Annotated in this window: 18 protein-coding genes; 6 read left to right on the top strand and 12 right to left on the bottom strand. The window is 71.6% G+C overall.

All coding sequences use genetic code 11. The features are described 5' to 3' along the window. Nucleotides 1-357: 357 nt before the first annotated feature. Both AC0680_RS20840 and AC0680_RS20835 read right to left on the bottom strand, forming a co-directional pair. On the bottom strand, nucleotides 358-570 hold the full coding sequence (locus AC0680_RS20840) for a hypothetical protein (RefSeq protein WP_384425488.1): 213 nt from the start codon (nucleotides 568-570) through the stop codon (nucleotides 358-360). A gap of 80 nt (nucleotides 571-650) precedes the next feature. Then, nucleotides 651-2,249 (bottom strand): acyl-CoA mutase large subunit family protein, encoded by a 1,599-nt coding sequence (locus AC0680_RS20835; protein WP_478630761.1) that lies wholly within the window; start codon nucleotides 2,247-2,249, stop codon nucleotides 651-653. A 162-nt stretch (nucleotides 2,250-2,411) separates the two neighbouring features. Here AC0680_RS20835 and AC0680_RS20830 point away from each other — a divergent pair, with 162 nt between their 5' ends. Then, nucleotides 2,412-3,248, top strand: coding sequence for a L,D-transpeptidase family protein (locus AC0680_RS20830; RefSeq protein ID WP_478630759.1), 837 nt, complete (start codon nucleotides 2,412-2,414; stop codon nucleotides 3,246-3,248). Between the two features lie 186 nt (nucleotides 3,249-3,434). Here AC0680_RS20830 and AC0680_RS20825 read toward each other — a convergent pair whose 3' ends face one another. From AC0680_RS20825 to AC0680_RS20815, 3 genes are all read right to left on the bottom strand, one after another. Then, the gene (locus tag AC0680_RS20825; protein ID WP_478630756.1) at nucleotides 3,435-4,451 is read right to left on the bottom strand and encodes a hypothetical protein; all 1,017 of its coding nucleotides are present in this window, start codon (nucleotides 4,449-4,451) and stop codon (nucleotides 3,435-3,437) included. Further along, the gene (locus tag AC0680_RS20820; RefSeq protein WP_478630907.1) at nucleotides 4,451-5,227 is read right to left on the bottom strand and encodes an RNA polymerase sigma factor; all 777 of its coding nucleotides are present in this window, start codon (nucleotides 5,225-5,227) and stop codon (nucleotides 4,451-4,453) included. Before AC0680_RS20820 ends, AC0680_RS20825 begins: the two co-directional genes overlap by 1 nt. A gap of 543 nt (nucleotides 5,228-5,770) precedes the next feature. Further along, entirely contained in the window at nucleotides 5,771-7,432 is a 1,662-nt protein-coding gene (locus AC0680_RS20815; protein ID WP_478630754.1) for a beta-N-acetylhexosaminidase, read from the bottom strand. 198 nt (nucleotides 7,433-7,630) lie between these two features. On the opposite strand from AC0680_RS20815, the gene AC0680_RS20810 reads away from it, so the two are divergent. The 5 genes from AC0680_RS20810 (at nucleotide 7,631) to AC0680_RS20790 (ending at nucleotide 12,046) form a co-directional block, all read left to right on the top strand. Next, nucleotides 7,631-8,350 (top strand): 2-oxo-4-hydroxy-4-carboxy-5-ureidoimidazoline decarboxylase, encoded by a 720-nt coding sequence (locus tag AC0680_RS20810; RefSeq protein WP_478630751.1) that lies wholly within the window; start codon nucleotides 7,631-7,633, stop codon nucleotides 8,348-8,350. Nucleotides 8,351-8,619: 269 nt separating this feature from the next. Further along, nucleotides 8,620-9,000 (top strand): succinate dehydrogenase, cytochrome b556 subunit, encoded by a 381-nt coding sequence (sdhC, locus tag AC0680_RS20805; RefSeq protein ID WP_129250783.1) that lies wholly within the window; start codon nucleotides 8,620-8,622, stop codon nucleotides 8,998-9,000. A gap of 6 nt (nucleotides 9,001-9,006) precedes the next feature. Next, a complete protein-coding gene (locus AC0680_RS20800) occupies nucleotides 9,007-9,495 on the top strand; it encodes a succinate dehydrogenase hydrophobic membrane anchor subunit (protein ID WP_478630747.1) in 489 nt (162 codons plus the stop codon). Nucleotides 9,496-9,515: 20 nt separating this feature from the next. Beyond that, nucleotides 9,516-11,270, top strand: a complete 1,755-nt coding sequence (sdhA, locus tag AC0680_RS20795) for a succinate dehydrogenase flavoprotein subunit (protein ID WP_478630745.1) — start codon at nucleotides 9,516-9,518, stop codon at nucleotides 11,268-11,270. Continuing rightward, nucleotides 11,270-12,046, top strand: a complete 777-nt coding sequence (locus AC0680_RS20790; protein ID WP_384425465.1) for a succinate dehydrogenase iron-sulfur subunit — start codon at nucleotides 11,270-11,272, stop codon at nucleotides 12,044-12,046. Before sdhA ends, AC0680_RS20790 begins: the two co-directional genes overlap by 1 nt. Here AC0680_RS20790 and AC0680_RS20785 read toward each other — a convergent pair. From AC0680_RS20785 to AC0680_RS20755, 7 genes are all read right to left on the bottom strand, one after another. Continuing rightward, entirely contained in the window at nucleotides 12,030-12,851 is an 822-nt protein-coding gene (locus AC0680_RS20785; protein ID WP_478630742.1) for a DUF5937 family protein, read from the bottom strand. The genes AC0680_RS20790 and AC0680_RS20785 overlap by 17 nt on opposite strands. A 141-nt stretch (nucleotides 12,852-12,992) precedes the next feature. Next, nucleotides 12,993-13,184, bottom strand: coding sequence for a hypothetical protein (locus AC0680_RS20780; protein WP_478630740.1), 192 nt, complete (start codon nucleotides 13,182-13,184; stop codon nucleotides 12,993-12,995). A 52-nt stretch (nucleotides 13,185-13,236) separates the two neighbouring features. Further along, complete coding sequence (locus AC0680_RS20775) at nucleotides 13,237-13,767, bottom strand: FBP domain-containing protein (RefSeq protein ID WP_478630739.1); 531 nt, start codon at nucleotides 13,765-13,767, stop codon at nucleotides 13,237-13,239. 91 nt (nucleotides 13,768-13,858) lie between these two features. Further along, nucleotides 13,859-15,055, bottom strand: a complete 1,197-nt coding sequence (locus AC0680_RS20770) for a S8 family serine peptidase (protein ID WP_478630737.1) — start codon at nucleotides 15,053-15,055, stop codon at nucleotides 13,859-13,861. 114 nt (nucleotides 15,056-15,169) lie between these two features. Beyond that, nucleotides 15,170-16,573 (bottom strand): hypothetical protein, encoded by a 1,404-nt coding sequence (locus AC0680_RS20765; RefSeq protein ID WP_478630736.1) that lies wholly within the window; start codon nucleotides 16,571-16,573, stop codon nucleotides 15,170-15,172. Nucleotides 16,574-16,628: 55 nt separating this feature from the next. Next, nucleotides 16,629-16,940 carry a hypothetical protein gene (locus AC0680_RS20760; RefSeq protein WP_478630735.1) on the bottom strand — a complete coding sequence of 104 codons (312 nt, stop codon included), beginning with the start codon at nucleotides 16,938-16,940 and terminating at the stop codon, nucleotides 16,629-16,631. Nucleotides 16,941-17,151: 211 nt separating this feature from the next. After that, complete coding sequence (locus AC0680_RS20755; protein ID WP_478630732.1) at nucleotides 17,152-18,438, bottom strand: metallophosphoesterase; 1,287 nt, start codon at nucleotides 18,436-18,438, stop codon at nucleotides 17,152-17,154. Nucleotides 18,439-18,581: the final 143 nt, after the last annotated feature.

Raw genomic sequence — 18,581 nt, 5'->3', positions numbered from 1 at the left:
GTGGCTGCGGGGTTCGGGGGCTGGGGGTTGCGCAGCTATACTGCTCGCCCCCCCCCCCCCCCCCCCCCCCCCCCCCCCCCCCCCCCCCCCCCCCCCCCCCCCCCCCCCCCCCCCGCCCCCTCCCGTTGGTGGGTGGGAAAAGACCGGGGGGTGGACGCCAGCCTTCGTGCGCGCGCGGTCGACGGACAGGGCCCGCCCCCACCGGCCGCCTTCCCACCCACCCGCGGGAGGGGACAGACCGTAGGACGAAGTCCGTAGGGCTGTCACCGCACCCGACAAACAACCGCCCGCCGCAGGCGAGACGAAGCACGGCGGGAAAGCCGACAACGTGGGAAGCCGGCCAAGCGCAGCGGAAGGCTAAAACAACGGTTGCTGGCCCGGGAACGGCGGTTCCTCCGGGTCGAAGAGGCGTTCCGCGGGGGCCATCAGGGGGGCGATCTTCCGGGAGCCGGGGCAGGAGATCAGTTCCAGGCCCGTGCGGCGGCCCGGAGGGTCGTGACGGGCGAAGCGGCCGCCGACGACGGCGATCTCTCGGGTGCAGACGGGGCACGCGCGGCGGGGTGACGACATGACATCAGTGTGGCCCAGGCCGGCGTGCGGTCGGGCCGGGGAGCCCCGGAGCCACCGACCACACCCCGACGCGTGCGGGCTCAGAACGCGTCGGTCGGCACATAGGTGCCCCAGACGTTCCGCAGCGCATCGCACACCTCGCCCACCGTCGCCCTCGCCCGCAGCGCCTCGCGCATCGGGGGCAGGACGTTGTCCGTGCCCTCGGCGGCCTTGCGCAGGTCGTCCAGGGCGCCGGTCACCGTGCGGCGGTTGCGGCGGGAGCGGAGCTGCGCCAGCCGCTCGATCTGCTGGGACTCGATCGCCGGGTCGACCCGCAGCGGCTCGTAGGGTTCCTCCTCGTCCAGCTGGAAGCGGTTGACGCCGACCACCACCCGTTCACCGGCGTCCGTCTCCTGCGCGATCCGGTACGCGTTGCGCTCGATCTCGTCCTTCTGGAAGCCCCGTTCGATGGCGGCCACCGCACCGCCCAGCTCCTCGACCCGCTGCATCAGCGCTACGGCCGCCTCCTCCAGCTCGTCCGTCATCGACTCCACGGCGTAGGAGCCGGCGAACGGATCGACGGTGGCGGTCACATCGGTCTCGTACGCGAGCACCTGCTGGGTGCGCAGCGCCAGCCGGGCCGACTTGTCCGTGGGCAGCGCGATGGCCTCGTCGAAGGAGTTGGTGTGCAGCGACTGGGTGCCGCCGAGTACCGCGGCCAGCGCCTGGACGGTGACCCGGGCGAGGTTCACCTCCGGCTGCTGGGCGGTGAGCTGCACGCCCGCGGTCTGCGTGTGGAACCGCAGCATCTGCGACTTGGGGTTCTTCGCACCGAACTCCTCCCGCATGACGCGGGCCCAGATCCTGCGCGCGGCACGGAACTTGGCGACCTCTTCCAGCAGCGTCGTCCGCGAGACGAAGAAGAACGACAGTCGCGGCGCGAAGTCGTCCACGTCCATTCCGGCCGCCACGGCGGTCCGTACGTACTCGATGCCGTTGGCGAGCGTGAAGGCGATCTCCTGCGCGGGCGAGGCGCCGGCCTCGGCCATGTGGTAGCCGGAGATCGAGATGGTGTTCCACTGGGGGATCTCGGCCCGGCAGTACTGGAAGATGTCGGCGATCAGCCGCAGCGAGGGCTGCGGCGGGAAGATGTACGTCCCGCGTGCGATGTACTCCTTCAGCACGTCGTTCTGGATCGTCCCCTTGAGCTGATGTGCCGCCACCCCCTCTTCCTCGCCGACCAGTTGGTAGAGGAGCAGCAGCAGCGCCGCCGGCGCGTTGATCGTCATCGAGGTGGACACCCTGTCCAGCGGGATCCCGCCGAACAGCACCCGCATGTCCTCGACGGAGTCGATGGCCACCCCGACCTTTCCGACCTCGCCGGCGGCGATCGGGGTGTCCGAGTCGTGGCCCATCTGGGTGGGCAGGTCGAAGGCGACCGACAGCCCCGTCGTGCCGTGGGCGATCAGCTGCCGGTAGCGGGCATTGGACTCCCTGGCCGTGCCGAAGCCCGCGTACTGCCGCATCGTCCAGGGCCGTCCGGTGTACATCGACGGATACACGCCACGGGTGAAGGGGTAGTCGCCGGGCGCGCCGAGCCGTTGCCCGGGGTCCCAGCCCGCCAGCGCCTGCGGCCCGTACACGGGCTCGATGGGCAGACCGCTCTCGTTGTGCCGGACACCGCCCGATTCCTGCGCCATGGACGTACGCCTTCCCGCCGGTTGACCGTTATCCACTCTTACGCGATGTATTACCCGTTGTTTTACGCCTTGCCCTCAGCATGCCCGCAGGTTCGCCACGCCGCAGCGTTGGGCAGCATCTCCGGTGGCCGATCAGGGGTCGCCGGGATCCGGGGGTGGCGGATGACACGGAGCAGCGGAAGACGGACGGTGCCGGCGACGGCCGCGGTGCTGCTGGTGGCGGCGCTCGCGGTGGGCTGCCGGCCGGTGACGGTCACCAAGACCGGCGCGCCGGACGGCAAGGGAGCCCACCACTCCCCCACCACCGCCGCCCCGCCGCCACTCGGCCGGCACACCCCGCCACCGCCGCGTGCCACCCACTCCGCCCCGCGGCCGGTCATGGCGTTCGGCGCACAGGGCGCGCGGGTCCGCGAACTGCAGGCGCGACTGGCCCAGCTGGGGCTCTTCACCCACGCCCCGACCGGCTATTACGGGTCGCTGACCACCGCCGCGGTCCGCGCCTTCCAGAAGCAGCGGGGACTGCCCCGCACGGGCGCCGTGCAGTCCGCGGCCTGGAGCGCCCTGCGCGCACGCACCCGTCAGCCGACGCGGCCGGAGCTCCACCCGCCCACCACCAGGCCGGTCGGCGTGGTGGACCGGCGCTGCATGAAGGGCCGGGTGATCTGCATCAGCAAGCGGTCGAACACCCTCGCCTGGGTCGTCGACGGCGAGATCGCCTCGGCGATGGACGTCCGCTTCGGCTCCCAGTACACCCCGACCCGCGAGGGCACCTTCCGCATCACGTTCAAGAGCCGCCGGCACGTCTCGACGATCTACCACACGGCCATGCCGTACGCGATGTTCTTCAGCGGCGGTCAGGCGGTCCACTACTCCGCGGACTTCGCCGCCCGCGGCTACACCGGCGCCTCGCACGGCTGCGTCAACGTACGGGACAAGGCGAAGATCGCCGCGCTGTTCGGCGAGGTGGGGAAGGGGACGAAGGTCGTCGTCTACCGCTAGGGCGGCGAGTTCGCCGCGGGCCGGGCCCGTGCGGGGAGAGGAAGAGAAGGGCGCGGGCAGGGCCGGGGGAACGTGCCCCGCCCGCGCCATGTGCGCTGAGCCGTAGGTACGGGGGGAACCCCGGCTCCTCGCGCAGCCGATGACCAGTCGGCTTCACTCAGTACTGCGTCACCGGTCCGAAAAACGTCACACCTGGCTCGTGGCCGTCGCACTCGGCGTGGCGCTGCGCGGCTGTACGACGGATGACGAGGCCCCGGGGGCCGGGGTGGAGGCGCCGGGGGCGGGGGTGGTGGGCGAGGAGGAGGGGTGGTCTTCGTCGTCCTCGTCGCCGGAGCCGCCGCTTGCGGACCCGCCGCCGAAGCCATCGTTGTCACCCGAGCCGCCGCCGCTGTGGTACCGGTCCAGGTAGGCGCGGCAGAAGGCGTGCACCTTCTCCGGGCCGCCGGCCTTGCGTTCCAGCCGCTGCACGGTCTCGCGGTCCATCTGGCGGTTCTTGCCGGATTCGTAGTCCCGGCAGAGGCTGAGCAAAAGTTTCTTCTTGCTGCCGTTCTTGGATCCGCCGTCGCCGTCGTCGCCCGGCTCCCGGCCGTGGTCGCCGTCGTCGGGCTTTCCCTTGCCGGGGCCCGGGGTCGCGCCGCGGCTGCTGCCGGGGGTCGGGCTCCCGTCGGGGCCGGCGGTCCTCCCGTCGGACGACGGATCGGGTGTCCGCTCCGTCGTGCCGTCCGTCTGCGCGCCGGGCTCGCGGGTGTCGAACGGGCCGGGCGTTTCGACGGCGGAGACCGTGGAGGCCGGTTCGGGGTCGTCGCTGCCGCGGAACGGGCTGTGCAGTACGCCGGTGCCGGCTGCGACGGCGACGCCGCCGATGGCGCAGGCGGCGAGGGCCACGACGAAGCCGCGCCGGAAGGGGCGGACGACCCAGGGGCGTTCGGCGACGCCGGTGGCGCGCGCCCCGCGTACGGCCGTGGACGGGCCGGCGGCGCCGCGGCCGGGCGAGCCGGCGGCGGCCCGGCGGAACGCCGTGACGGCGGCCTCTTCACCCGGCAGCGGGGCGGTCCCGGACGCCTTGGCGCCGACCGCCGCGGCGGCCTGAAGCAGCTGTTCCAGTTCGTGTGCGCCGTCGCCGTGCCGGGCACCGACCGGTTCACCGCGCAGCAAGTGCTCCGCGGCATCCTTGTCGAGCCAGTTGTACCGGTCGTCGGCCATCACATGTCCTTCTGCGTTCGTGCGGCCGTTTCCGTCACACCTGGTACGTACGATTCCGCCACGCCGTTGCGGCGTCTTCGGCCCTGCACGGGCACTCCGTCGATCGTCCCGCCGCCTCCGCGCGGGCCCCGCGCGGGCCTGGGGGACGGGGCGTCCCCGCCCGCCTCGGCACCGTCCTCAGTGCCGCCGGCGTCGGCGCCGTCACCGCCCCCGGGGCCGCCGTCCGGCGCGTCGCCGATCAGCTCGGCGAGCCGGCGCAGTCCGCGGTGCGCCGCGGTGCGCACCGCCCCGGGTCGTTTGCCGAGCACCTGCGCGGTGCTCTTGGCGTCCAGTCCGACCACCACCCGCAGCACCACGGCCTCGGCCTGGTCCTGCGGCAGGCGGGCTATCAGGCGCATGGTCCGGCCGGTGCCGAGGGCTTCCATCGCCTCGCCCGCGGTGTCGGAGGCACCGGGGGTGTCGGCCAGTTCGCTCTCGTCGCCGCCGATCGCCGGGCGCCGGCCGCGCATCCTGATGTGGTCGAGCGCGCGATTGCGGGCAATACGGGCGGCCCAGCCGCGGAAGCGGTCGGCGTCGCCGCTGAAGCGGGAGAGGTCACGGGTTATCTGCAGCCAGGCCTCGGAGGCGACGTCCTCGACGTCCGCTTCACTCACCAACGTCCGCACATATCCCAGAAGTCTGGGATGTACGGCACGGTAGACGGTACGGAACGCCGCCTCGTCGCCGTCCTGCGCCGCCTGCACGGCCACCGTCAGCCGACGGTCGTCCGGCTGAATGTCGTCCCCTCGCACGGGTCCATCCTGTCGCACGTGGAATGTCCGCCGCCCGGTCCTTGCTGCTTTGCCTCTTCTTCGTCCGGCCGTGTCGCCGGCTACCGCCCACGCCAGGTCAGGGCAGGTCGGGAACCCCGGGTAACCCCGCTGTTCCCGCTGACCGTAACCCGTACGCCCGCCGGCGCCGAACCCGGGAGGGCGGTGGTGCCCCCGCCGGCCGAGGCGCGGGCCGAGGAGCACACGGCGGCCGACGCACCGGTGAAGCGTGCGCACGGACCCATCGGCAGCTCCCGGGAAGGACGGCTTCTTTCGGCCGCCCCAGCGGCGCGACCAGTACGCCATTCGGCGCGGATCCGCACGTTACGGGCCTGGCCGGGCCTGCGTCCAGACCACTAGCCGTACCCCGCCCCGCACCGCGTGTGACGCTTTCGCGCCTTCCGGCGCTGTAGGGAATAGAGGGCCGTCACGGTCCTTCACGAACGACGGCCGGGGCCTCTCCTGTGGGGGGTGGCGGCCCCGGCCGTCCTCGTTTCTCTCACCCGTTTCTTACCGGGACGACTCCGACACCCGGTTGGCCAGCGCCTTGAACTGCGACCAGGGCAGGTCGGGCGTCCGCGGGTCCCAGGTCTTCTGCGCCAGCGCCGCCAGCGGCAGCCGGATCCCGGCGGCCACCTGCTGCGCCGTCTGCGCCTGCGACCGGTCGCACCAGATCGCGAAGCGCGCGCCGGGGATCCGGTCCGGGCCGGTCATGCTCGCGGGCACCGAGACCGGCTGGGTGTGGCGGAGCACCTTCGGTGTCCAGCTCTCGTAGATCCGCTGGCCGGTCGGGTAGAAGAACTGGTTGGGCTCGCCGAGGACGTAGTAGAGGAACTCGTCGTTGAAGTTCATGACGTTGCGGCCCTCGCGCAGGAACTCCGCCGGGTCGCGCTGTCCGAGCTCCTTTCCGGTCCAGTAGTCGACCATCCGGTTCTTGTCGGCGCTCACCCGCGGGCTGGAGAAGAATCCGTCGTTCCAGGCCTCGATGCGGTTCTTGCCCTGCGCCTCGACGGTCTTCTGCCGGTCGTTGAGCCATCCGGTCGCCAGGTCCTTGATGGTGCCGCCCGCTCCGTACTTCTCCTGTGCGGCCCGGGTGAGCTGCGGATACGTGGTCGACGGCGTGGAGGACAGCAGCGCCTGGTACTCGTCGCCGCCCAGGTGCCAGTAGGCGGGGGCGCCCTTGGGGTTGGTGAACAGGTCGCTCATCTCCCGCAGCAGCGAGTCGATCAGCGGGGCCGCCTTGGGGTTGGAGATGTCGATCGCACCCGGGACCACCGTGCCCGACGCCTTGCGCAGCAGCAGATCCTGATGGTGCTCCAGCACTGCGCCCAGATGGCCGGGCGAGTCCAGCTCCGGGACGACGGAGATGTGCAGGCTGCGAGCGAGCCTGATGATCTGGCGCACCTGCGCCTTGGTGAGGTGGTCCGCCGAGACGACCTCGGGGTGGGTGTCGCTCTGGATGCGGAAGCCCTGGTCGTCGGAGAAGTGCAGCTGGAACTGGTTGAGCTTGAGATCGGCGATCTCCCGCAGGCGCGCCTCGATCCAGTCCTGACTGAAGGGCTTGCGGGCGTTGTCCAGCGACATCCCGCGCTGCGGGCGGTCCGGCCGGTCCTCGATGGTGCCCTCGGGGAGTCCGCCGGCGGCGCGCACGGCCTGCTTGACGGTGCGGGTGCCGTAGAAGATTCCGGCGTCGGTGGGGGCCGTCAGAGTGAGCCGGGTCCCTCGGGCGGTGAGGGTGTAGGCCTCGTCGGCCGCGTCCTGGACCGGCACGTTGTCAGCGGTGCCCTTCCCCGTCGCCTTCACCTCGATGTCGCCGGGCCGTACCGTCTCGTCGCCGTAGACGACGTCCAGTCCCCCCAGGTCGCGGGCCATCAGCTGCGCCTCGTCGGCGACATTGCTGTGCTCTCCGGCCGGGACCACCACACGGGCCTGCCGTGTGGGGCGCCAGCCGCGCCCGTCGGCCCGGCGGAACTCGCGTACGGCGGGGACGACCTGCGGTGTTCCGGTCACCGGTGCCCACGTCGGGGTGGCGGCCGCCTCGGGGTTGACCTTGGCGCTGGTGCTGCCGGGCGGTTCGGTGTCCGCGGTGCCGGAGCAGCCGGTGAGCAGCAGCGCACCAGTAAGCGCCACGGCCGGGAGCGCGGCGCGTGGCGGCCGCTTCGGGTTTGACATCGTGCAATCCTCACTTTTCGGGGCGAAGGCATTGCCAGGTGTACGGAGCCGGTCGTCCACCGAACACGCGAAAGCTCTCCCGTCCGGGTGAAATTCGCGCATCCGTCGGACAGTGGCCGAGAAGCATCGTTAGCGTGGCGCTCACTTGTTCGTCACCCCTTTCCCAGGGCTCTCCTGGAACCGCCGGGCACCGCCGGGGTGTCATGCCACACACACCACCGCCACACCCGCCGCCGCGGCCACGCGCGTCCCGGCTCCGGTCCGCTCCCCCAGCTTCCGTCAGCCGCCCGCCCCGCACCCGTCGAAGAGATCCGTTCGCATCCGTCCGAGGAGCCCACGCTGTCCGGAGACACCCCGGCCGCCCGGCCGACGACGCTGCACCCCCCGCGGTCGCCGTGGTGCGGCATCCCCGCCCAGGCCGGCGGCACCGCCCTGGTCCGCCCGGCGGCCCGAGGACTGGCCCGGCTCAACGCACTGACCTGCGACGACGCGCTGACCGCGCTGCTCGGCTGCTGCCACAGCCGCCGCTGGGCCGAGCGGGTCGCCGCCCACCGCCCGTACGCCGACACCGCGTCCCTGCTCGCCGCCTGCGACCAGGCCTGCGACGACCTCGCGGCGGCCGACCTGGACGAGGCGCTCGCCGGCGAGTCCCGCCCCCCGCTGCCACTGACCGCCGCCCGCGGCCCCGGCATGCTCGCCGCCCACACCGCACTGCGCGCCGCGCACGCCGAGTACGAGCGGCGCTTCGGCCATGTCTTCGTGATCTGCCTGGACGGCCTCGGCGAACACGAACTGCTCGACGCGGTCCTGTGCGCCCTGCGCGCCCGGCTGGACAACGACGCGGCCGGGGAACGCGCGGTCACCGCGCACGAGCTGCGCCGACTGGCCCGCGGCCGACTGGCCCGGCTGGCGGCCTGAGGAGCGGCCACCGGGCGCGCCGCCGCGGACCGGGCCGACCCTCGCCGGGCACCCCTGAGCCCGGGGAATCGGGCCGTACGCCCGGCAAAGTCGGCTTCATCCTTGTGTGATAGCCCGTTGGTGCCTGTTTGATCACACCTGAGGACCCCCGCGCGAGGAACCGACAGCTCGTCGATACGATGACGAGCGGCCGGTGGACCGTACCCGGCCGGGCCCGACCGACAGAGAAGCCGGCGCGGCCCTAGTCCCCGCTCCCGGAGGGTTCTTCCGTGCCGGCTGGAACGCTGTACCGCGGCCGGGAAGGCATGTGGTCCTGGGTGGCTCATCGAGTCACCGGCGTCCTCATCTTCTTCTTCCTGTTCGTACACGTCCTCGACACCGCTCTCGTACGTGTCTCCCCCGAGGCCTACGACAACGTCGTTGCGACCTACAAGACGCCGATCGTCAATGTGATGGAGTACGGCCTGGTGGCCGCCATCCTCTTCCACGCGCTCAACGGCCTGCGGGTCATCGCTGTGGACTTCTGGGCCAAGGGCCCGAAGTACCAGAAGCAGATGCTGTGGACCGTCGTCGGCGTCTGGGTCGTGCTGATGGCCGGTGCCTTCTACCCCGTGCTGCAGCACACCCTGCGCACGCTGTTCGGGAGCTGACGCGAGATGTCTGCTGAAACCACCTCCGCAGGTGCCACCGCGGCGGGCGCGACCGACGGCGTCTCGCTCTACGACGTGGACAACCCGGCCCCCGTCATCGAGGCACCGCGCAAGCGCACCGGCAAGACCGGGCGCGCCTCCCGCGGCAACTTCGAGATGCAGGCCTGGCTGTTCATGCGGCTGTCCGGCATCGTCCTGGTCGTCCTGGTCCTGGGTCACCTGCTGATCCAGCTCGTCCTCGACGGCGGCGTCTCCAAGATCGGCTTCGCCTTCGTCGCCGGCCGCTGGGCCTCGCCCTTCTGGCAGGTCTGGGACCTGCTGATGCTGTGGCTGGCCATGCTGCACGGCGCCAACGGCCTGCGCACCGTCATCAACGACTACGCGCAGCGGGACAACACCCGCTTCTGGCTGAAGATGCTGCTGTACACCGCGACGGTGTTCACCGTCCTTCTGGGCACGCTGGTGATCTTCACCTTCGACCCGAACATCTCCTGAAGCCGGGGCTGACTGGAACCATGCAGATCCACAAGTACGACACCGTCATCGTCGGCGCCGGCGGCGCGGGGATGCGCGCGGCCATCGAGTCGACCAAGCGCAGCCGCACCGCGGTCCTGACGAAGCTCTACCCGACCCGCTCCCACACCGGCGCCGCCCAGGGCGGTATGGCCGCCGCCCTCGCGAACGTCGAGGAGGACAACTGGGAGTGGCACACCTTCGACACGATCAAGGGTGGCGACTACCTGGTCGACCAGGACGCCGCCGAGATCCTGGCGAAGGAGGCCATCGACGCGGTCCTCGACCTGGAGAAGATGGGCCTGCCGTTCGGCCGCACCCCCAAGGGTGAGATCGACCAGCGCCGCTTCGGCGGTCACTCCCGCAACCACGGCGAGGCCCCGGTCCGCCGTGCCTGCTACTCGGGCGACCGCACCGGCCACATGATCCTCCAGACGCTGTACCAGAACTGCGTCAAGGAGGGCGTGGAGTTCTTCAACGAGTTCTACGTCCTCGACCAGCTGATCGTCGAGGAGGACGGCGTCAAGAAGTCCGCGGGCGTCGTCGCGTACGAACTGGCCACCGGCGAGATCCACGTCTTCCAGGCGAAGTCGGTCATCTACGCCTCCGGCGGCACCGGCAAGTTCTTCAAGGTGACCTCCAACGCGCACACCCTGACCGGCGACGGCCAGGCGGCCTGCTACCGGCGTGGACTGCCGCTGGAGGACATGGAGTTCTTCCAGTTCCACCCGACCGGCATCTGGCGGATGGGCATCCTGCTGACGGAGGGCGCCCGTGGTGAGGGCGGCATCCTCCGCAACAAGGATGGCGAGCGCTTCATGGAGAAGTACGCGCCGGTCATGAAGGACCTCGCCTCGCGTGACGTCGTCTCGCGCTCCATCTACACGGAGATCCGCGAGGGCCGCGGCTGCGGTCCCGAGGGCGACCACGTCTACCTGGACCTCACCCACCTGCCGCCGGAGCAGCTGGACGCCAAGCTCCCGGACATCACCGAGTTCGCCCGGACCTACCTCGGCATCGAGCCCTACACGGACCCGATCCCGATCCAGCCGACCGCGCACTACGCCATGGGCGGCATCCCGACCAACGTCGAGGGCGAGGTGCTGGCCGACAACACCACCGTCGTCCCGGGCCTGTACGCCGCCGGCGAGGTCGCCTGCGTCTCCGTGCACGGCGCCAACCGCCTGGGCACCAACTCGCTGCTGGACATCAACGTGTTCGGCCGCCGGGCCGGTATCGCGGCGGCGGAGTACTCGGCCACGGCCGACTTCGTCGAGCTGCCCGAGGGCCCGGCGCAGCAGGTCGTCGACCTGGTCGAGCGGCTCCGTAACTCCACCGGCACCGAGCGGGTCACCGAGATCCGCAGGGAGCTCCAGGAGTGCATGGACGCCAACGTGATGGTGTTCCGCACCGAGCAGACGATCAAGACCGCGGTCGAGAAGATCGGCGAGCTGCGCGAGCGCTACCAGAACGTGTCCATCCAGGACAAGGGCAAGCGGTTCAACACCGACCTGCTGGAGGCCATCGAGCTGGGCAACCTGCTCGACCTGGCCGAGGTCATGGCGGTGTCCGCGCTGGCCCGCAAGGAGTCCCGCGGCGGTCACTACCGCGAGGACTTCCCCAACCGCGACGACGTCAACTTCATGCGGCACACCATGGCGTACCGCGAGGTGGGCGCAGACGGCGCCGAGTCGATCCGCCTCGACTACAAGCCGGTCGTGCAGACCCGCTACCAGCCGATGGAGCGTAAGTACTGATGGCAACCCCGACCCTGGACAAGGCGGCCGAGGCCGGCCAGCCCGAGCCCGGCTTCGCCGACTCCCCGTACATCACCGTCACCCTCCGGATCCGCCGGTTCAACCCGGAGGTCTCCGAGGAGGCCAGCTGGCAGGACTTCCAGCTGGAGATCGACCCCAAGGAGCGCGTCCTGGACGCCCTCCACAAGGTCAAGTGGGAGCAGGACGGTTCGCTGACCTTCCGCCGCTCCTGCGCCCACGGCATCTGCGGTTCGGACGCCATGCGGATCAACGGCCGCAACCGCCTCGCCTGCAAGACGCTGATCAAGGACATCAACCCGGAGAAGCCGATCACGGTGGAGGCCATCAAGGGCCTGACCGTGATGAAGGACCTCGTCGTCGACATGGAGCCCTTCTTCCAGGCGTACCGCGATGTGATGCCCTTCCTGATCACGACGGGCAACGAGCCGACCCGCGAGCGCCTGCAGTCCCCCGAGGACCGCGAGCGCTTCGACGACACCACCAAGTGCATCCTGTGCGCCGCCTGCACGTCCTCGTGCCCGGTGTTCTGGAACGACGGCCAGTACTTCGGCCCGGCGGCGATCGTCAACGCGCACCGCTTCATCTTCGACTCGCGTGACGAGGCCGGCGAGCAGCGGCTGGAGATCCTCAACGACAAGGACGGCGTCTGGCGCTGCCGGACGACCTTCAACTGCACGGACGCCTGCCCGCGCGGTATCGAGGTCACCAAGGCGATCCAGGAAGTCAAGCGCGCGCTGATCACCCGCCGCTTCTGACCTCCGCGGCGATCCGGGCCGGGGCCCGGACGCCGATGAGCGCCGGTACGTTGCCGAGGGCCTCGCTTCCGTACAGCCGGAAGCGGGGCCCTTCGGCGTGCTCCGGTGCCCCCGCCGGATACACCAGCACCGGCGGCAGCTCCGCGTCGACCAGCGCCACCGGCTCGTCCCGGCAGAAGTACGACGGGACGAACACCAGCCCCCGCCCCTCCAGACGCAGCTCCCGTTCCACCGGGTAGTCGACCTCCAGCACCGGTGGCCGCCACCGCATCACCGGCCCGAACGTCCGCAGCATCGCCTGCGCCCCGGACTGCGCCAGCGCGTGTAGCCGCAACGCCCGGTCCGCGCCCACCTGTCGGGCGATCCGCGGCCAGCTCGGCGCGATCGCCAGGTGGTGGTACGTGCGCAGGCTCCGCGCGAGGTGCCGCAGCGCGGCCGGCTCCCCCGCCGCGATCCGGCGCGCCCACCCCGGCAGCGCACGGTGGCCGGACAGCAGCGTCAGCTCGGCCCGCAGCCGCGTGCGCGGGGTGCTCATCACGGCCTCCAGCCCGGGTTCGACGCCGTCCTGCGCCGCGAACGGCGTGAGGAAGTCCGGGAAGTAGCCGTGCCGGGGCACCAGCGGCATAAGGGTCCGCAGCGGCCCCGGGCCGTGCCGCACCGCATGCTGCCGCCAGGCCGCCAGTGCGGGCTCGGCACGGCTCTCCCGCAGGGCGTGCAGGCTCAGCACCGTCTCCCAGAGCGGGTCGGCCCCGTCGGCCACTGTCGTACGCGCCAGATCCTGTCCGGTGAAGTGCACTCGCAGCACATCAGCCCCCTGCGTCCCCGCCGTTCCCCCGAACGGCGTGCACACGAGGATCTGTCCGGCGGGTGGCTTGTGGCAAGCGCTCGTACGGGTTGCGTTGGGCCCGCACGCAGCCGGGCCGGACGGAGCCCGTCCCGCTCGCGCTCAGGAGGAGCGCAGCGCCATCCGCGCCAACGCCTCGTCCCGCGCCCGGCGCTCCTCCATGATCTGCGCATACGCCCCGAGCGCGTTCCGCTTCCGCGACAACTGCGCTACTTCCTCGTCCAGTTGGGCCAACTTCGGCGCCACCTCCCCGGCGCTGAGTACGCCGGGTGCGCCGACACGACCACCGGCCATCTGCCGACGGTCGAGCGCCCGCAGGAGTGGCAGGGCCTCATCGAGGCCCTCCTCACCCGGCACGGCCCGTGAGGGCCGACGTCTCCCCCTCCAGCACCTTGTCCAAGAAGGCGTCCAGATTCCGCACGGTGCGGGCGATCCGCTCGTCCAGCGGCAGCGTCTCCTCGTGCCGCCCGGCGAGCTGGGAGCGCTTGCGTCCCCGGACGTAGAGCGAACACGCCAGGTCGGCGCAGAGGTACGTCCCCACGGTGTTGCCCTGCCGCCCTGCCGGGCCCGCCCGGCGCGCGGCGAGCAGGGCGACACCGGACCCCGGGTGGCCGGTCAGGCACACCGAGCACACCGTCGTCTTGGTGAAGGAGCGCCGTACGCCCTGCGGCACCCGCAGCGTCACCCCCACCAGGGCGTCGCCGCGCGGCGCGACCAGGTAACTCCGGTCCGGCGCCCCGGGATCGCGCCACCCCAGGAAGTCCAGGTCCGCCCACGGCAGGTCGGCCAGGCCCGCGGGCAGATGGAGCCTGCTCGCCTCCCCCTTCGAGCAGTTCACAAAAGAGGCACGTATCGCTTTTTCACCCACGGGATCCATGGAATCGACGCTAACAACGCGGCCGCGGCCCCGTCGCGCGAATTTCCTCGCGCGACGGGGCCGCGGCCGCGGTACTGGATTCCGGGGCGGCTCAGCCCCAGGACTGGCCGCCGGAGCCGCCGCCGCGGCGGCGTACGGCGAACACCACGCCGATGACGATGCCGGCGACGACCAGGACGCCCAGAGCGATGCCGCCGATGAGCATCACCTGGTCCTTGCCGCTCGCGGGCGGGTCGGGGTCGGCGCCCTTGTCGGCGCCGGGGACGACGCCCTTCTGCGGCGCCTTGCCCTGCGGCATCGGCAGGGGGCCCTGCGCGGGGCCGGCCGCGATGTCACGCCGGAGGGCGGGGCCGGGCTGGATGAAGCCGTAGCCGTAGTGGGTGTCCGGCAGCTTGAGGTGCTTGTCCTTCTCGGCCTGGGCCAGGCCCGCGGTCTTCACCAGTCGGTTGGCGATCTGGCCGGGGGTGAGGTCGGGGAACTTCTGCTTGAGGAGGGCGGCGGCGGCGGAGACGTAGGCGGTGGCCGCCGAGCTGCCGTCGGCGGTGCGGTAGTCCGCGTCGCTCTTGCCCATGGCCACCGGGATCTTCACACCGGGGGCGAGCAGGTCGAGGGTGGAGTTGGCGTTGTTGTCGTCGTCCGCCTCGCCGAACTGGTCCACCGCTCCGACGCCGATCGCACCGGGGCAGGCCGCCGGGTAGTTCTTCTTCGGCAGTCCGTCGTTGCCGACACCGGCCACCACCACGACGCCCTTCTCCAGCGCGTAGTGGATCGCCGCGCAGTCGTCGGTGCCCGGAGTGCTCTCGACGTACGACATATTGATCACGTCGGCGCCGTGCTCCACGGCCCAGCGCGTGGCCAGCCCGGAGTTCTTGAACTCGGGGACGGGGAGGATCTTGGCGTCGGGCGCCAGTCCCTTCACGCCTTCGGAGCCACCGGCGCCGTGGCCGTGGCCGGCGATGATGCCGGCCATGGCGGTCCCGTGGTCGCGGACGTCCTCCTTCGACCCGAGGTGCTTGGCGTTCTCCTCCTGGGTGGCCTTGCCCCAGTCCGGCCCGGGCAGGAACTGGCCTGTCAGGTCCTGGTGCGTGGTGCGAAAGCCGCTGTCGAGGACGGCCACCGTCACGCCCTTGCCGGTGGCCTCCTGCCACAGCTGCCGGGCCCCGAACGCCTCCAGCGGCCACAGATCCTTGCGCACCTGGTCCGCGGATGCGGTTCCGCCCGCGGCCAGCAGCAGCGCTCCGGTCAGCGCAGCCCCCGCCGTCGCGCGCAGTGTTCGGGTGACCCTCATCCTTCGCTCCTTCTTGCTGTGCTGCCCGGGCGGCATTGTTCCGTCCGAGAAATGGCCCCGCACTGCTGAGTGCGGGGCCATGCCTCTTCGGCCGCATGCGACGTTAGCGCCGGCCTACTCGATGACGCGAGGGGCCACATTACGCTTCGAGGCCCAGGTCTCCTCGTCCTCGACGAGGTAATCGGGGCGCTGCCCGGTGGTGCGCTCCTTGTCGCCCTTCTTGTCCTTGCCCTTGGCACCGGCGGCGCCCGCCTGCATGCCGCCGCGGCTGCGGTGCAGACCGGAGCCGCCCTGCTTCGCGCCGCCGGCCGGGCCGCCCGGCTTGCCGATCAGACCGCCGCGGGTACGCGCCTGCGGACCGCGTCCGGCCGCGCCCTTGGCGCCGCCCGCCTTACCGGCCGCGCCCGGCGCACCCGGCATACCGCCGCCGCGCATCCCGCCGGCGCCCGTGCCGCCACGGGGCACGCCGATCACGCCGGACGGAACCATGCCACCGGGGAAGCCGCCCGTACCGCCCGACACACCGTGCGAGCCACCGGTCGATCCACCGCCGAGACCGCCTCCGCCGACCGTCGGCGGGGTCAGGGTGCCGCCCTGGACGCTGTCGAGTCCGGTGTTCACGGGCAGTTCCGGCCGGCTGATCTTCGGACCGTCGAACCCCTCCGGAACGGCACCGCCGCCCGCCCCGTTGAGCCTGTTCGGCTGCTGCGCCGACGACGGCTTGGGGTGCGTGCCGCCGACCACCGGCATGTTCACCGGGGAAGGCGTGGGCCGGGAGGAGGGCTCCTTGGGCCAGTCGCCGACGGGCCCGCCCGGATCGACCCCGTCGTGGAGGACCCCTGCGTGGCCGTCGTAGTTGGCGGCCAGCTCGTCCATCACGATGACCGCCTCGACCTGGCGCTCCTTGGTCAGGGACAGGCTGTCCCTGTTGAGCTCCAGCGCCATGCGGGTGTCCATCTTGGGATTGGCCATGTCCCGCTTGAACTGGCTGTCGTCGCCGCTGTCGTCGGTCGCCCGGTCCACGACACCCGGGTCGTGGATCTTCGACATGGCCTTCTTGGCCTCGCGGAGGTTGTGGGCGACGCCGAGTTCGGGGCCCGCGGTGCGGGTGCCGATCAGCGTGCGCTCGACGACCCGGGCATGGCCGTAGGTCCGGTCGATCTTCTCCAGGACCTTGCCGGCCTCCTTGCGGAACGCCTTGGCCGCCGAGCCCTCCCAGTGCGCGGTGGCGTGGTCGACGGCGTCCATGAAGGCCTTGCGGATGCCGCCGTCGCCGTCCTGGCCCGCGAGTCGGTCGGCGGAGGCCCGCCAGTGGTTGCCGGAGGTCTCGATCGTGTCGGGGTTGGCGTTCTCGATCATCGCGCGGAGCGCGTCGAGGCCGTGGTGGTGGAAGTCGGAAGGAGACCGGCGCGTGGGGGTGTGCCCCTTGAACGACTTCAGCCGCTCGTCCCGCTCGCGCTCCTTGCGCTGCCGCTCCATCGCCTTGGCGCTTTCCATCTCCTGCTTGGCGTCAACCACGCAGGCCCCCCTTCGTCTTCATCTCCGCCTCTCGTGCGTGCATCGCCCCGGCCCGTCAGCCGTTCATCGAGGTCTTGGCGGCGTGCTCCTGGTCCTCGTACGCGCCCCGGCTGGCTTCGGTCTTCTCGCCGAACTTGTGGATGAGCTCCTGGAGCGCGTTGATGACCTGCGACATGTACTCCTGCATGTCGTCGTGGGCACCGGCGAGGTCGTTCGCCTCGAGGAAGTTGATCCCGAACGCCGACTTCGGGATCGTGGTGCTGTACTTCACCTTCTGGCTGGGCTCGTCCATGTCGGCACGCAGGCGCCGGAGCTGGCGCACGACGCCGTCCAGTTCGTCGAGGTCGACCTTGAACCGCTCACTCATTACCGCTCCCCGTTTCCCCGCGTGCCCCGCTCGCCCCCCGCACCGCCTGTGAATCCGCCACGCTAAGGGCAACATAAAGTCAATAAATACTAGGGAGTCGCCTCCCTCGATCGCAAGATCGAAAGTCAGGATCTGTCCGATTTAGTGCGGGATCACACCGCAGTTTGTCGACGGGTTGTTACCTGGGCGGCGCAACCCCCGCACAGGCCGATCACGCCCCCAGGGAAGCCAGTTCGACCACCGTCACGTCCGGCGGCGCTCCCACCCGTACGGGCGGCCCCCAGGCGCCCGCGCCGCGCGTGACGTAGAGCTGGGTGTCGCCGTAGCGCTCCAGGCCGGCGACGGTGGGGTTGGCGGCCGCGGCGACGTAGGTGAAGGGCCACATCTGGCCGCCGTGGGTGTGGCCGGAGAGCTGCAGGTCGACGCCGTAGCGGACGGTGTCGTGGATGGTGACCGGCTGGTGGGCCAGCAGGACGACGGCCCGGGCGGGATCCCGGTCGCCCAGGGCCAGTTCGTAGTCCGGGCCCGCGTGCTCGCTCGCGCCGGCCAGGTCGTTGACGCCCGCGAGGTCGAACCCGGGCAGCCCGGTGCGCGCGTTCTCCAGCGGGTGGATCCCCAACTCCCTTACGTGCTCGACCCATGGGGCGGCACCCGAGTAGTACTCGTGGTTTCCGGTGACGAAGTACGCGCCGTGCCGGGAGCGCAGCTCGCGCAGCGGTTCCGCGGCCGGGGCGAGGTCGGCGACGCTGCCGTCGACCAGGTCGCCGACGATGGCCACCAGGTCGGCGCCGGTCCGGTTGATCGTCTCGACGACGCGCCGGGTGTGGGCGCGGCCGAGGACCGGCCCGAGGTGGATGTCGCTGACGACGGCGATACGGAAACCGTGTGCGGCGCGCGGCAGTTTGGCCAGCGGAACGGTGATCCGCTTGACGGACGGGCCGCGCAGCGTCGTCGCGGTGCCGTACCCGACAGCGGCCGTGGCGGCCAGGGACGCGCCGGCCGCGACCGCCCGTGCGAGGAACAGCCGCCGGGGCGGCACGGCGAGCGGCGGCAGCGCGGGCGTACCGGGCGGGAGCAGGGTGGGTGCCGAGGAGGGGGCCGCGGCGGCAGGCGGGTCGGCGGGCGCCTGCCGCGCCGGGACGGCGGCCTGGGCGGCCGCGGGGGTCTTACGCCCGCCGGCTTGCCGCGGCCGGGACGTCTTCGGCCACACCGCCCGTACGGCCTCCCCCACCAGCAGTCCCAGCGTCAGATAGACCACCAGCGCCAGCCAGAGGTATCCGGGCCAGGCGAGCACCTGTTGGACGGCGAAGGGCAGGCCGACGCGTCCCGAGAGCAGTGCGGCGAGGGCGGTCAGGGGCAGCGCGAACAGGGCGGCGGTGCCCGCACGGCGCGGCCGGCCGCCCGGTGCGGTGATGTCGCGGACGAGCCGGCACCACAGGTACCGGTGCACGCCGAGGAACAGCCCGAGGACCGGGACCACGATCAGGGCGAAGATCACGGCGCCTCCTCTGGCAGTTGTGTGCTCTCCCAGCGGAGCACGCTATAGCCCCGGCCGTACGGGACCGTCACGGGCACGCGGATCGGCGGGGCGCCCGGCGGAGGCGGGAATCGGTCAACTCGCGGAAACCGCACGGCCGTCGG

Source organism: Streptomyces sp. NPDC043738 (assembly GCF_056436545.1).
This window is presented reverse-complemented; position numbering and strand designations above follow the sequence as displayed.